The sequence below is a fragment of the Roseibium limicola genome (genome assembly GCF_017313085.1).
GTDB lineage: Bacteria > Pseudomonadota > Alphaproteobacteria > Rhizobiales > Stappiaceae > Roseibium > Roseibium limicola.
Map to the genome: position 1 here is coordinate 34,186 of NZ_JAFLNF010000002.1, position 13,807 is coordinate 47,992.

Here is a 13,807-nt window from a genome sequence, read left to right on the forward strand (position 1 = left end):
CCCGGCGCGAAAGTGACCGGGCCGCATCGCTTCTTTCCGTAAATTCGTGAGCCAGGGTGTCCTCATGCTCGAAGTACAAAGCCTTGCCAAGCATTTTGGCGGGATCCGCGCCGTCGACGGCTGCAGTTTCATGGTTCCCAAAGGCAGCATCACGGCCCTTATCGGTCCCAATGGTGCAGGCAAGACGACAGCATTCAACTGTATCAGCCGGACCACTCAACCGACATCCGGTCAGGTCCTTCTGGATGGAAAACGCATCGACCAGCTGCGTCCGCACAAGATCACCCGAATGGGTCTGAGCCGGACGTTTCAGATCAGCCGCAATCTCGCCGACATGACGGTTCTGGAGAACGTCATCTGCCAGGCGCGGATCGGTGGTTGGAGGGACCTCTTCAAGCCGGCTCTGGGCGCAGAGGAAGTGGACAAAGCCATGGAGATCCTCGACTTCCTTGGCATCACCCGCATTGCCTTCGAAGATGGCTCCAATCTCTCCTATGGCCAGAAGAAATTGATGGATCTGGCGGCGCTCCTGATGAGTGATCCGAAGATCATCCTGCTCGATGAACCTGCCGGGGGCGTCAACCCGACCCTTCTTGAAGAGATCGTCGGCCACATTCGCAAACTCAACGACCAGGGCATGACGGTGCTGATCGTCGAACACAACATGGATCTGGTGATGCGCCTGTCCCACAAGATCGTCGTGATGGCGCAAGGTCGGGTGATCGCCGACGGCAAGCCGGAAGAAATTCGTGAAAACCCGGCCGTCCTCGATGCATATCTCGGCGGTGTCCTTGAGGAGGCTGCATAATGAGCGAACTCCTGCATGTCTCCAATGTGACCGCCGGCTACGGTGACGGGCCTGCCATTCTCGATGGCGCGGAGCTGACCGTTGAGCCGGGCAAGGTTCACTGCATCATCGGCCCCAACGGCGCCGGTAAATCGACCCTTCTGAAAGCCATCTGCGGCATGCTGAAAGTGCGCAAGGGCGATGTTTTGTATCGCGGCGAAAGCCTCAAGGGCCTGCGCCCGGATCAGGTCCTGCGTAAGGGCATCTGCTTCGTACCTCAGGAGCGGGCGCTGTTTCCGAAGATGACCGTGCGCGAAAACATGCGTATGGGCGGATTTTCGCTCCCTGACACCTCCAATCTGGAAAAGCGTATCGATGAGATCGAGGAGCGCTTTCCGATCCTGAAGGAACGCCGTGACCAACACGCGGGCACCATGTCTGGTGGCCAGCAACAGACGCTGGCGATGGCCCGCACGATGATCCTCAAGCCCGATATCGTGATGCTTGATGAGCCGTCGCTCGGCCTGGCGCCGAAGATTGTACAGGAAATGTTCGACATCATGCGGATGATGGCCGCCGAAGGCATCACCATTCTGCTGGTTGAGCAGAATGCTCTGATGGGGCTGAAGAATTCCGACTGGGGCGTGGTTCTGGATCTGGGGAAGACGTTGTTTTCCGGACCGGCCAAGGACGTCCTGCAGGATCCGCGCATCCAGGATCTTTATCTTGGCGGCAGCAAGGCGGCCTGAGGAGAGACAATATGGCAGACATACTTCAAACACTCATTCTCGGCCTTGCACTTGGCGGTGTCTTCGCGCTGATGGGCTCCGGTCTCAGCCTGGTTTTCGGCGTCATGCGCATCGTCAACCTGGCACACCCGGTGATGATCATTGCCGGTGCTTACGTGGCCTATTGGGGCTTCAAGCTTTACGGCATCGACCCTCTGGTGATGTTGCCCGTCGCAATCGTCATTCTCGCGGTTATCGGGATCCTTCTTTACAAACTGGTCTTCGAGCGTGAGGCACGCTCGGCCAAGTATTCCGAGATGACCGTTCTCCTGACCTTCGCCGTGGCAATGATCGTCGAGGGCGCACTTGGTGGGCTCTTTACCAACACCCAGCGCGTGACATCGCCAGCATATGCCACCGACGCCATCTTCATTGGTGACGTGTTCATTCCCACAGGTCAGCTGTACGCAGGCATTCTGTCGCTGGTGATCATCGCCGGCTTGGCGTTGTTCCTCAAATACTCGCGCTTTGGCTATGCCATCCGCGCGACGACGCAGAACCGCGAAGCTGCCGAACTTCTGGGTGTCAACGTCAGCATGGTGGCGCTGGTCAGCTTCGCCATCGGTATCGGCCTCGCCGGGGCGGCGGGAAGTCTGGTGTCCTTCGTCTTCTCGTTCTTCCCTGCCAAACACTGGGAGTGGATCGCTGTTCTCATGTCGCTGGTCGTTCTGGGCGGAATGGGCTCGCTTCTGGGCACGGTTGTCGCCTCGTTCCTGCTCAGTGTGATCGCAGCTTTTGTCGGTACCTATATCGGGGCAACCTGGTCAACGATGACTTTCTTTCTCGCCCTGTTCCTCATTCTTCTCGTACGGCCCCAGGGGTTGTTCGGTGAAAAGCCGGAGCTTGCATGATGTCCATTGCTTTTCAGGATACCTCAAACGTTCTCCAGGCCCGGGCCGAACACAACGCCAAGCTGGCGCTGCGGGCAGACCGCAAGCGGGTCACCTGGTTCCCGGTCGTGGTGCTGGGCTTGCTTCTGGCCTTGCCGGCGTTGCAGTTCGTCGGGAACTACAACTACGTCCTGCATCTGATCCTCTTCACGGCCTGTTATGCGACGATGGCATCAGGCTGGAATATCCTCGGCGGGTTCACCGGCTATATCTCGCTGGGCCATAACGTCTTCTTCTGCATCGGCGGCTATTTCGCCGGGATGATCCTGGCCCGTTACGGCGTTTCAACACTCGTGACAGCGCCTTTGGCTGGTTTGATTTGTGCAGCTGTCGGATATCTCATCGGCCGGATCACGCTGAAAACCCGCGGTCCGAGCTTCATTATCTCGTCGCTGGCACTGGTGATGATTGCCCGCATTCTCTTCGACAACTGGCACTTCGTTGGTGGCGCCAACGGTGTTGCCTTGCCGGCAAATGACTTGAGCGTGGTCTGGGCCAAGCTGCCTTACTACTACGCTTTCGTTGTGCTCGCCGCTGCCGCTGTCTTCGTCAGCTACAAGATCAAGCACTCAAAATTCGGATTGGGCCTGCGGGCTATTTCCAAGGACGAGATCAAGGCGGAAAGCGCCGGCATCGACACCCGTACCTACAAGACGCTGGCCTTTGCCATCTCAGCTGCCTTCGTCGGCATGGCCGGGGCGATCTGGGGTGAATATCTCACCTACATCCGCCCTAACATCTTCCTCGTCATTCTGGTCAGCGTGAACATGGTTCTGATGTGCATTCTCGGTGGCAAGGGCACGGTTGCCGGTCCGGTTATCGGCGCCATTCTGATAGTTGCCTTCAACGAGATCTTCGTCGCAACGCTTGGCTCTTCGGAACTCAACATCCTTGCCTCGGGGCTGATCATGGCCCTGGCGCTGATGTTCTTTCCGCTCGGCGTCATCGGAACTCTGGCTGCCAAACACCGGTTGCCCAGAATTCTGAACTGGGATTGAGGAGAATAGGCAATGAGTTTCACGCTCTACAACGCGCCGCAGTCCACCTGTTCCCAGCGTGTGCGCTTTACTCTGCATGCCAAGGGGTTGGAATTTCAGGAAAACAGGCTGGATCTCTTCAGCGGTGATCAGTTGAAGCCAGAGTATTTGGCGATCAACCCCAATGGCGTTGTTCCGGCACTGGTGCATGACGACGTTCCGGTGATCGATAGCGCGGTCATCATGGAATACCTCGAGGATATTCACCCGAACGTTGTACCCATGCGACCGAAGGATCCAAAGGAATCCGCCCGGATGCGGGCCATGCTGCGCTTCATTGATGAGGTGCCTGCTCCCGCCATTCGCATTCCTTCGTATAATCTGGCGTTCTTGCCGCATTTTCAGGCCATGAGCGCGGAGTCTTTCCAGACGCTGTGCGACAGCAAGCCGTTGCGCCGCGAGTTTCTCATGAAGATGGGACGCAGCGGATTTCCTCAGGAAGATATGGACGAAGCCCTGGGTCGGTTGGGGCGGGCGGTGACCCGTCTGAACGACTGGCTGATAGAGAACGGCGGTCCCTGGATGATGGGCCATCAGCTGACCTATGCCGACATTGCGCTTATGCCGGTGATCGTGCGGATGGACGATATCAACCTGCATGAGATGTGGGCCGACAAGCCGATGGTGTCCGACTGGCTGGCTGCGCTCAAGGCGCACCCGGCCTTTGAGGCTACTTATTATCACGGCTCTCTACTGACCGAAAAATACCCGCACTTACAGGCGCTGCGTGACGAACGGGCGCAACAACCCGCCGCGAGGTCTGCGTGATGGAGGCTCAAATGAATACCCGCGTTCCGCCGCAACGGCTGATTGCCACTGAAGACGACGTGACGCCGATGGTTCTCGCGGCGATGGATCAGACGACTGATCCGCGCTTCAAGGAAATCATCACCTCGCTGGTGCGCCATCTCCACGCTTTCATCCAGGAGGTACGTCCGACTGAGGAGGAATACGAGCGCGGCTTGCAGATCCTCAACGCCATTGGCCAGCAAACAGATGACACCCACAATGAGGCCGTGCTGATCTGTGACGTTCTGGGAGCTTCCACGCTGATTGACCTGATCAACAACGATGGCATGCAGGGCGAAACCATGTCGGCACTGCTCGGCCCGTTTTATCGCGGCAATGCCCCGCACTGTGGTCACGGCGAAAGCATTGCCCGAAGCAGCACCTCCGGTGATCCGCTGATCCTGAAAGGACGGGTTCTGGACGTTAACGGTGCACCAATTGCCGGTGCCAAACTTGATGTCTGGCAGGCGTCTCCCGATGGGCTTTATGAAAATCAGGATCGCGAGCAGGATGACTTCAACCTGCGGGGATTGTTCACCACCAATAAGGATGGCGAATACCTGATCCGGACCACGAAACCCGCCGGGTACCCGGTGCCGGTTCACACCACCACGGGCGATTTGCTCCGGGCGCAAAACCGTACGCCGATGCGACCCGCGCATGTGCATTTCATCGTCTCGGCGCCTGAGCACAAGACATTGGTTACCCAGATCTTTTCCGACACGGATGAGGCGATGATCAGTGATGTGGTCTTCGGCGCCAAGGAACAGATTGCGGGCGATCTGCAACGGCACGATACGCCGATGGCAGATTATCCCGATCAGGTGCCACCGTTTTACACCTGCACCTATGATTTCATTCTGAAGCCCGGCGTTCCGACGTTTCCCGAGCCGCCGATCAAGGGGAAAGTTTCGTGAGCATGATTTTGACAGACAAGGTGGCGCTGGTGGTCGGTGGCTCCGGTGGCATTGGGGCAGCCTCTGCCAAGCTTCTGGCAGAGGCCGGATGCAAGGTGGTAATCGGTTATCGCTCCAATGAGGCGAAGGCAAAATCTCTTCTGCAGGACCTGTCCGGAACCGGGCACAGGGCGCTGCATGTCGATGTGATGGACAGTGCTTCGATTATCGCGCTGATTGCCGAGCTGAAAGCGGACTACGGACGGTTGGACATTCTGGTCAATTCCGCAGGCACCACCACGCCTGTGGCCCATGCAGATCTGGACGGGTTGACCGATGAGATCATCGATGAGGTTTTTGCCTCGAATGTTCGCGGTGTCTTTGCCACCATTCGCGCCAGCGCCGAGTTGCTGAAGGCCAGCGGTGATGCGGTCATCATCAACGTGTCCTCGATTGCAGCGTTCAAGGGCTTTGGCTCTTCCGTGGCCTATTGCGGTGCCAAGGCAGCGCTCGATTCCATGACCCATACGCTGGCACTGGCTCTGGGGCCGGAAATCCGGATTCTCTCTGTTTCGCCGGGCATGGTCGCGACCGACTTTGTGCCGGGGCGGACACGCGAGCAGGTGGAAAAAGCCGGCGCTGCGACGCCGCTGAAAAAGGTGGTGGAAGCAGAAGATGTAGCGCGTGCGATTTTCTCAAGCGTTGCTTATCTGACCCATTCGACCGGCACCCGGATTGTGGTGGATGCGGGACGGGGGCTCTGAGCGATGGCGCGCAAGACAATCATCACCTGTGCTGTCACCGGCAATCTGACCACCCGCGAACAGCATTCCGGGTTGCCGGCAACGCCTGAAGAAATCGCGACCGCCTGCCTTGAGGCAGCTGACGCGGGGGCGGCCATTGCCCACATCCACGTGCGGGATCCGCAGACGGCCAAGCCGTCGATGGAGCTGGAGCTCTACGCCCTGGTGGTGGAGCTTATCCGGCAAAAGAACACGGATCTGATCCTCAATATCACAACGGGGCCGGGGGGGCGCTTTGTTCCGTCCGACGCGGATCCTTCCGTGGCCGGTCCAGGAACCACCATTCTGCCGCCGGAAAAACGCGTCGAGCATATTGCCCGATTGAAGCCGGAGATCTGCACGCTGGATTTCAACACCATGAATTCCGGGGCTCAGGTGGTCATCAACACGCCGCGCAATGTGCGGATCATGGCAGAGATTATTCGCGACAATGGTGTCAAGCCGGAGCTTGAGCTCTTCGACACCGGCGACATCGTTTTGGCCAATGACTTTCTGAAGCAGGGCCTGATCGAGGGGGCGCCCATGTGCTCGCTGGTGACCGGCGTCAAATACGGGTTGCCCAGCACCCCGGACGCCATGGCCATGGCATCGCGCATGTTACCGCCCAACGCCGCCTGGACCGGTTTTGGTGTTGGACGTTGGGCCTTTCCGATGCTGGTGCAGTCCTGGCTGCTCGGCGGACATGTGCGCATCGGCATGGAAGACACCGTCTACATTGGCAAGGGACAGCTGACGACCGGTAACGGTGAGCTGACGGCCCGCGCCAGAGAATTTATCGAAAAGCTTGGAGGCGAAGTCGCCAGCACCGGAGAGGCCCGGCAGATGCTGGGTCTCGCCGACTAACAGGAAGCGACGGGGAGGAAGCCCATGAATATTCAAAACAACAAGGTCGCCGGTGAGGCCCTCTGGGTCACCGAGAAATCCGCAGATCTGGACAATCTGCTGATCGACGTCATTGAGGCCGAGCGGCCGCGTCCGGGACCCGGACAGGTGCTGATCGAGATCCGTGCCGCAGGCGTCAACCCATCTGACGTAAAGGCCTCGCTCGGCCATATGCCGCATGCCATCTGGCCACGGGTTCCGGGCCGGGATTTTTCCGGTGTCGTCGTCGAGGGACCCTCGCATTTGCTCGGCACCGAAGTCTGGGGCGGGGGCGGGGAACTGGGTATCACCCAGAATGGCTCGCACGCCCGTTACATGGCTTTGCCTCAGGCGGCTGTGCGCGAAAAGCCGGCGAATTTCTCGTTTGAGGAAGCCGGTTCCATCGGCGTTCCGTTCATCACTGCCTTCGAGGGCCTGCAAGAGGCCGGTGGCGTTCAGCCTTGGGATAATGTTCTGGTGTGTGGCGCCAACGGTAAGGTGGGCCAGGCCGCCATTCAGCTGGCAACCATGGCCGGCGCCAATGTCTTCGGCGTGGAATACAAGCCGATGGAGTTTCTCGGCCACGCCTCACAGCCGGTCGAAATGTTCGATAGCTCGTCTCAGGATGTCGCCGAGCTGGTGCGCGAAAAGACCGGTGGTCGTGGCGCCGATATCATTTTCAATACGGTGGGAAGTCCCTATTTCGAGATGGCCAACAAGGCGCTCGCCAGACAAGGGCGGCAGATTTTCATCTCGACCTTTGATCGCGCGGTCGACTTCGACATTTTCACCTTCTTCCGGGGGCGTCACAAGTTCATCGGGGTCGATACACTGGCGCTCGACAGTGTCTATGGCGCCCGGATTTTCGACATGTTGAAGCCGAAGTTCGAGAGCGGCGCGTTGAAGCCTTTCCCGATCACGCCGGAGACGGTTTACGGACTGGCGGATGCGGCAAAGGCCTATGCCTCGGTTCTGCGTTCGACGCCGGAACGCGTCATCCTCAAACCCTAGCCCGTCAAGCAGAAACAGGCACACGCAAATATCACGAAGGAAGCAAGCCGTGCAGGTAACCCCGATCAACGACGCCAAGGCGTATGAAGCACCGGAACATTACGGCATGGCTTGCCTTCGACTACAGGGAAAAGAAGCCAGCGCGACCTCCGCAATGTGGGTCGGGCTGTCTCACATTCTGCCCGGTGGGCACACATCCCTGAAAGCTTCCGACCAGGAAAAAATCTACGTGGTCGTGGCCGGAGAAGTGACAATCGGCACCGGTCAGGAGACGGCCACTCTTGGCCCTCTGGATTCCTGCGTCATTGCGCCGGGGGAGCCGCGCAAACTGGAAAATCGCACCAATGCGCCGGCAAGCATTCTTCTTGTCATGGAAGAAGTCAGGCCAACGGACACATGAAGCGGTAAGCCTTGTGTTGGTAAAAATTCAATATATTTTTCAAAGTCCTATTCTTCCTTAGAGATGATTTTTCAGGGGGATGGAGCGCAAGGGTCACGTTGTGTCTGGCGTTTCTCGACAGGAAAAAAAGCTTTCCCGACCAGCGCGCCTTGCAGTACCGATGGAGGCAGAATCGATCCCGGTTCAGTCCATTTGGTTTCGCTCAGGCTCGACATCGACGGTCTCTGAAGGTCGTCTTTTTGTCAGCGAAGCCCAGCCAGAAAGACCCGCGCCACCTGCCAACAGGAGTGCGTTTGGGTCTCAACTTGCAAACTCCCATGAGGTACTGCCATGTTTGAAGATCTGAATGAAATCGTCGGGGAAGCACGCGCCTGGCGCCATCATCTTCACGCCCAGCCGGAACTTCAATTCGTGGAAACCAGAACTGCGGAGTTTGTCGCCGATAAACTTCGCACATTTGGCCTGGAGCCCAATCAGGGGCTGGGCGGCACTGGCGTAGTTGCCGTCATTGAGGGCAATGGAACGCCCGGCAAATCGATCGGCCTGCGCTGCGAGCTGGACGCTTTGCCGATCGAAGAACAGACCAATGTTGCCTACACGTCCAAGACCCCCGGGGTGATGCATGCCTGCGGTCATGACGGTCACATGGCGATGCTTCTGGGCGCTGCAAAAGCGCTGAGTGCATCGCGTGATTTTCCCGGCCGGGTGGTGGTGATCTTTCAGCCGGCAGAGGAGTTTGGTGGTGGCGGCGAGAAGATGATCGAGCAGGGATTGTTCGAGAAATTTCCAGTCGATGAGGTCTACGGAATTCACAACATGCCGGGGATCGAAGCGGGCAAGATCGCTGGGGTCGCCGGGCCGGTGATGGCAGCAGCCCGTGCCTGGGATCTGCGCATTGACGGCAAGGGCGCTCACGCAGGCTGGCCGCATACGGGCATCGACAGCATTGCCGTGGCGATGGACTTCATCAACGCTTGCAACGCGATTGTAGCGCGCGAAACAGATCCGATTGCTGCCGTGGTGATTTCCCCCACCCAGATCCATGCCGGCACGAACTACAACGTTATTCCCCAGTCGGTTCAAGTCGGTGGAACCATCAGAACCCTGTCGGACGAGGCGATGGCCGATGTTATCGAACGGATGCAGCGAGTGGCAAAGGGGCTGGCTATCGCCAAGGCCTGCGAGATCTCGCTCGAGGTTCAGTCCGGCTATCCGGTGACTGTCAACCCGGAAGTGCAGGTCGCAGCCGCTCTGCGGGCAGTGAGCGTGGCTTTCGGCAGTGAGGTGCTGGAGACCAGCTGCGATCCGAAGATGGGAACAGAGGATTTCTCTTACATGCTCAATCGCAAGCCGGGGGCCTATTTGTTTCTCGGTTCCGGCGACGTCGCACCGCTGCACAACCCATCTTACGACTTTCCCGACGGGATTCTTGAGCGGGGAATCGCCACCTGGGTGACTATTGCGCAGGCACGCACTGCGGCCTGACCCCACTAAATCGCCGAAGAATGCATCAAGCCGGGCCTCGCCCGGCTTTTTCTTTAGGCATGTCCAGATGGTCGAGTTGACATGTTCATAGGAGTCGTTGAACATCTTCATACTGTAATTAGGAAATTTTCATGTACGACCGTAATTCCCCTTTCACGTCAAAACCCTCCGCTCTCGAACCGCGTCAGAAGACCGAGTTTGCAGAAGAACGTCTGACTCAAGCCATTCTGTGGTGTGAGCTGGCGCCCGGAGCAACGGCGACGGAAGTGGAGCTTGCGGAAAGGTTCGGCCTGGGACGCGCGGCCACACGTGCTGCTCTGGCGAAACTGTCGGCCTTTGGATTGATGCAACCGATCCCGCGTTTGGGATGGCGGACGCTGCCGATGAGCGGAGCTCTGATCGGCCAGGTGATTTCGGCACGTCGTCTGACGGAGATAGCTCTGGCGGATGCCACATTGAGCCCTGAAGCTTTGGCTGAGGGCGTCAAGCTGGCCGGCATGATCTCTGTCACCGGCGACCGTTGTGAAGTTGGTCTGCTGCCGACCCGTCGTGGATATGAGCGTGATCTGCTCAATCTGATTGCCTATGACATCAATCCGATCATCGGGAATTTTCTGTCCAGTCTGTGGGACCAGTCGGACAGGATCGTCCGGTTTCTGGAGCTGAGCGGCGCCAAGCCGATGAGCGCTCTCGATGGGGAGACGCTGATTGCTGCTCTTGCGGAAGGACGGGCCGACGACGTCCGGGCCGCGCTGCTTGAGCATCTCGACAGATTTCAAAGCTTCGCCAGTGAAGGACTGCTGAATCACAGCAGCGAACTGGTGTTGGAAGGGGGAGACTTCGACAAGCAGGCAACGTCTAAAAAACAAGAAAAAGACGAGCCTGCAGACCGACCGATCCGCATCTCCTCGCGTGGACGGTCATCCAGTACGGGGACACAGTCATGAATACCTTCAAGAAAACAGCGCGCCGCCTGGCGCCGCTGATGCTGTCGGTCGGTCTGGCCTTTGCCGCACCTGCTACCGGGTTCGCAAAGGATCTACTGACGGTCAATCTGGTCAATGAGCCAGCTACACTGGATCCGCACCAGCAGTGGAATCCGGACAGTTACTACGTGTACCGAAATATCTTCGACAACATGTTGACCCGCGACAACGCGGGGGAAATCGAACCGCAGATCGCCACCTCCTGGGAGCAGATCAGCGATACGGAAGTCGTCTTCGACCTGCGGGATGATGTTGTCTTCCACGATGGCGAGAAGCTGACGGCTGACGACGTCGTCTACACCATCGAGCGCATCACCAACCCGGACTTCGCCAGTCCGCAGCTGGGGCAGTTCAACAAGATCATCAAGGCCGAGGCGCTTGACGACACCAAGGTCAAGCTAACGACCGACGGCCCGTACCCGGCGCTGCTGGCGCAGCTGGTAAAGCTCTCCATCGTGCCGCAGCACGTCGCCTCGACTATGTCGAGCGAGGAGTTCAATGCGGCACCTGTCGGCTCCGGACCCTACAAGTTCGTCAAATGGGATCGTGGTGTCGAAGTCGTCGTCGAAATGAACGATGCCTACTGGGGTAAAAAAGGCCCGTTCGAGACTGTCTCGTTCAAGGGCGTTCCCGATGCCTCGACCCGCATGGCCAACCTGCAGGCTGGCACCGCAGATCTGGTGGTGACGTTGAATGCCGATCTGGCCGATCAGCTGGAAGCCAGCGGTCGGGGTGTGGTGAAGAACGTCAACACCGAGCGTGTTGCCTATTTCGCTATGAACAGCACGAAGGCACCGCTCGACAACATCGAGCTGCGCCGGGCTATCGGCTATGCCATCGACCGGGAAGGCATTGTCGAAGGTCTGCTAGGCGGCTATCCGAAAGTCGTTGACCAGATGCTGTCGCCAGCGCATTTCGGCTGGAAGGAAGGCCTGACCGGCTTCACCTACGATCCGGAAAAGGCCAAGGAAATCGTCGCAGGTCTTGGTGATTCCGCAAAAGCGGAGCTGGAGCTGGCAACCTCGCCGGTCTTCGATCAGCGCGTGGTTCAGGCAATCCAGCAGATGCTCACGGATGTGGGCCTGAATGCCTCTATCGAGATCGTCGACATGGCAACCTGGTTGAAGGATCAGCAGACCACCAACGATCAGGCGCCGATGCTGACGTTCTCCCGTTGGTCCTGCGCGTGTCAGGACCCGGATGGCATCATGTATCCGCTGTTGCATTCCTCGTCAAACTGGTCGCGGTTTTCCGATCCGGTGATGGATGAAAAGCTGGATGCCGCCCGTAGCGAGTTGGATCTGGAAAAGCGTGCTGACCTCTATGCGGAGATCAACATGCTGGCTCTGGAAAAGGTCGCAATCCTGCCGCTCTACCAGGCTGCGATCATTTACGGCGCCTCCGAGCAGCTGGAGTGGCAGCCGACATCCAACGAAAGCATGTTCCTCAACCGCATGGCTTGGTCGGAATAACGCTCCCGGCCGGCGCTCGCTCGCCGGCCGCACTTCTCATGCTCACTCTCAGGCGCTGCGCGCCTCTTTATCCTGACAATGGAGAATGCAGGTGACTTTCTCGACGTTCATCAAGGCGGCGGCACTTGCCACCGTCGTCTTTCTGCCGGCCAACGCGGCCCTGGCAAAGGACGATCTGGTCGTCAATCTGGTCAATGAACCAGCGACCCTCGATCCGCACATGCAGTGGAATCCCGACAGCTATTACGTTTATCGCAACATCTTCGACAACCTCGTCACCCGTGATGATGCCGGCGAGATCGTGCCGCAGGTCGCCGAAAGCTGGAAGCAGCTGTCCGACACCGAGTTGGAGCTCGACATTCGCGAAGGTATCACCTTTCACGATGGCGAAGCCCTGACTGCCGACGATGTGGTCTATTCGGTCAAGCGCATCACCGATCCGGAGTTCTCCAGCCCACAGCTCGGCCAGTTCAACTCCATCATTGACGCCAAGAAGATCGATGAGGACACAGTTGTCCTGACCACCAAGTCGCCATATCCGGCGCTTCTGGCACAGTTGGTAAAACTTTCCATCGTGCCCGAGCATGTCGCGTCGGAGCTTGGCAAGGAAGGCTTCAATGAAGCACCTGTCGGCTCAGGCCCATACAAGTTTGCCGGTTGGGATCGTGGTGTTCAGGTCAAGCTGACCCGAAACGATGCCTATTGGGGCGAGCAGGGTGCATTCAAGACGGTCACGTTTAAGTCTGTTCCCGATGCCTCGACCCGCGTCGCCAACCTGCGTGCAGGCACGGCGGATCTGGTCGTCTCACTCGACAGCGATCTGGCGATGCAGCTGGAAGGCTCAACCGAGGCTCAAGTGCTTTCAGCTCCGACGGAACGCGTTGGTTTCATGGGCATGAACACGCTTGTGGCACCTTTGGATGATCCGGAAATCCGCCGAGCTGCCGCGATGGCAATCGATCGGGAAGGTATTGTTGAGGGCATCCTGCGCGGCGGTGAAACCGTTGCCAGCCAGATGGCGACTTCAGCTCACTTTGGCTTTGTCGACAGTGCCGAGCCAATCCCGTTCGATCTGGAAAAGGCCCGTGAAATTGTTGCAGCCAAGGGGGATGCGGCAAAGGTTCCCATGAAGTTCGCCACATCCCCGGTCTATGACCAGCGGATCGTGCAGGCCATCCAGCAGATGTTGAATGAGGCCGGATTTAACGTCGAGATCTCCATGACTGACATGGCGACCTACCTCAAGGCCGCCCAGAACCCGGATCAGATGGCCCGTCCGCAGCTCAGCTTCGGTCGTTGGTCCTGCGCCTGTCAGGATGTTGATGGGGTTCAGTACCCGCTGCTGCATTCCAGCTCCAACTGGTCTCGCGTCAACGACCCGGAGCTGGATGCGCTGCTGGAAACCGGTCGGACCACCCTGGACAAGGAAGCCCGCCTGGCAGCCTACGCCAAGGTGCAGAAGATCGTTGCCGACAACACCTACATCATGCCGCTCTATCAGGCCGCAGCACTTTACGGTGCCAGCAACGGTCTTGAATGGCAGCCGACGGCCAATGAAAGCCTCTTCCTTAACCGGATGAGCTGGAAAGACTGAGGCGTCTG

General features: G+C 58.4%; 14 protein-coding genes. All 14 read left to right on the forward strand.

All coding sequences use genetic code 11. The features are described 5' to 3' along the window. The first annotated feature begins 64 nt into the window (after positions 1–64). The 14 genes from J0X15_RS03735 to J0X15_RS03800 all read left to right on the forward strand — a co-directional run bounded on the left by J0X15_RS03735 (position 65) and on the right by J0X15_RS03800 (position 13,799). Positions 65–808 carry an ABC transporter ATP-binding protein gene (locus J0X15_RS03735; protein WP_206938337.1) on the forward strand — a complete coding sequence of 248 codons (744 nt, stop codon included), beginning with the start codon at positions 65–67 and terminating at the stop codon, positions 806–808. Then, positions 808–1,536: an ABC transporter ATP-binding protein gene (locus J0X15_RS03740; RefSeq protein ID WP_206938338.1), complete on the forward strand. Its 729-nt coding sequence runs from the start codon at positions 808–810 to the stop codon at positions 1,534–1,536. Before J0X15_RS03735 ends, J0X15_RS03740 begins: the two co-directional genes overlap by 1 nt. A gap of 11 nt (positions 1,537–1,547) precedes the next feature. Then, positions 1,548–2,426 (forward strand): branched-chain amino acid ABC transporter permease, encoded by an 879-nt coding sequence (locus J0X15_RS03745; protein ID WP_206938339.1) that lies wholly within the window; start codon positions 1,548–1,550, stop codon positions 2,424–2,426. After that, entirely contained in the window at positions 2,423–3,463 is a 1,041-nt protein-coding gene (locus J0X15_RS03750; RefSeq protein ID WP_231710289.1) for a branched-chain amino acid ABC transporter permease, read from the forward strand. Before J0X15_RS03745 ends, J0X15_RS03750 begins: the two co-directional genes overlap by 4 nt. A gap of 12 nt (positions 3,464–3,475) precedes the next feature. Next, positions 3,476–4,270: a glutathione S-transferase family protein gene (locus J0X15_RS03755; protein ID WP_206938340.1), complete on the forward strand. Its 795-nt coding sequence runs from the start codon at positions 3,476–3,478 to the stop codon at positions 4,268–4,270. A gap of 11 nt (positions 4,271–4,281) precedes the next feature. Next, positions 4,282–5,208 (forward strand): dioxygenase family protein, encoded by a 927-nt coding sequence (locus tag J0X15_RS03760; RefSeq protein WP_206938342.1) that lies wholly within the window; start codon positions 4,282–4,284, stop codon positions 5,206–5,208. A gap of 2 nt (positions 5,209–5,210) precedes the next feature. Beyond that, on the forward strand, positions 5,211–5,951 hold the full coding sequence (locus J0X15_RS03765; protein ID WP_209015132.1) for an SDR family NAD(P)-dependent oxidoreductase: 741 nt from the start codon (positions 5,211–5,213) through the stop codon (positions 5,949–5,951). Positions 5,952–5,954: 3 nt separating this feature from the next. Then, the gene (locus J0X15_RS03770) at positions 5,955–6,833 is read left to right on the forward strand and encodes a BKACE family enzyme (protein WP_206938346.1); all 879 of its coding nucleotides are present in this window, start codon (positions 5,955–5,957) and stop codon (positions 6,831–6,833) included. Between the two features lie 24 nt (positions 6,834–6,857). Beyond that, entirely contained in the window at positions 6,858–7,862 is a 1,005-nt protein-coding gene (locus J0X15_RS03775) for a quinone oxidoreductase family protein (protein ID WP_206938348.1), read from the forward strand. 49 nt (positions 7,863–7,911) lie between these two features. After that, on the forward strand, positions 7,912–8,262 hold the full coding sequence (locus J0X15_RS03780; RefSeq protein ID WP_206938350.1) for a cupin domain-containing protein: 351 nt from the start codon (positions 7,912–7,914) through the stop codon (positions 8,260–8,262). Between the two features lie 330 nt (positions 8,263–8,592). Beyond that, positions 8,593–9,747 (forward strand): amidohydrolase, encoded by a 1,155-nt coding sequence (locus J0X15_RS03785; protein ID WP_206938351.1) that lies wholly within the window; start codon positions 8,593–8,595, stop codon positions 9,745–9,747. A gap of 131 nt (positions 9,748–9,878) precedes the next feature. After that, positions 9,879–10,694 carry a GntR family transcriptional regulator gene (locus J0X15_RS03790; protein WP_206938352.1) on the forward strand — a complete coding sequence of 272 codons (816 nt, stop codon included), beginning with the start codon at positions 9,879–9,881 and terminating at the stop codon, positions 10,692–10,694. Then, positions 10,691–12,205 (forward strand): ABC transporter substrate-binding protein, encoded by a 1,515-nt coding sequence (locus J0X15_RS03795; protein ID WP_206938354.1) that lies wholly within the window; start codon positions 10,691–10,693, stop codon positions 12,203–12,205. The genes J0X15_RS03790 and J0X15_RS03795 overlap by 4 nt, the downstream gene beginning before the upstream one ends. 91 nt (positions 12,206–12,296) lie before the next feature. Beyond that, positions 12,297–13,799: an ABC transporter substrate-binding protein gene (locus J0X15_RS03800; RefSeq protein ID WP_206938356.1), complete on the forward strand. Its 1,503-nt coding sequence runs from the start codon at positions 12,297–12,299 to the stop codon at positions 13,797–13,799. The last annotated feature ends 8 nt before the right edge of the window (positions 13,800–13,807 follow it).

Coding starts and splice junctions, on each gene's coding strand:
- J0X15_RS03785 (WP_206938351.1), top strand. CDS start 8,593: ATGTTTGAAGATCTGAATGAAATCGTCGGGGAAGCACGCGCCTGGCGC.
- J0X15_RS03755 (WP_206938340.1), top strand. CDS start 3,476: ATGAGTTTCACGCTCTACAACGCGCCGCAGTCCACCTGTTCCCAGCGT.
- J0X15_RS03790 (WP_206938352.1), top strand. CDS start 9,879: ATGTACGACCGTAATTCCCCTTTCACGTCAAAACCCTCCGCTCTCGAA.
- J0X15_RS03765 (WP_209015132.1), top strand. CDS start 5,211: ATGATTTTGACAGACAAGGTGGCGCTGGTGGTCGGTGGCTCCGGTGGC.
- J0X15_RS03735 (WP_206938337.1), top strand. CDS start 65: ATGCTCGAAGTACAAAGCCTTGCCAAGCATTTTGGCGGGATCCGCGCC.
- J0X15_RS03795 (WP_206938354.1), top strand. CDS start 10,691: ATGAATACCTTCAAGAAAACAGCGCGCCGCCTGGCGCCGCTGATGCTG.
- J0X15_RS03745 (WP_206938339.1), top strand. CDS start 1,548: ATGGCAGACATACTTCAAACACTCATTCTCGGCCTTGCACTTGGCGGT.
- J0X15_RS03740 (WP_206938338.1), top strand. CDS start 808: ATGAGCGAACTCCTGCATGTCTCCAATGTGACCGCCGGCTACGGTGAC.
- J0X15_RS03750 (WP_231710289.1), top strand. CDS start 2,423: ATGATGTCCATTGCTTTTCAGGATACCTCAAACGTTCTCCAGGCCCGG.
- J0X15_RS03775 (WP_206938348.1), top strand. CDS start 6,858: ATGAATATTCAAAACAACAAGGTCGCCGGTGAGGCCCTCTGGGTCACC.
- J0X15_RS03770 (WP_206938346.1), top strand. CDS start 5,955: ATGGCGCGCAAGACAATCATCACCTGTGCTGTCACCGGCAATCTGACC.
- J0X15_RS03760 (WP_206938342.1), top strand. CDS start 4,282: ATGAATACCCGCGTTCCGCCGCAACGGCTGATTGCCACTGAAGACGAC.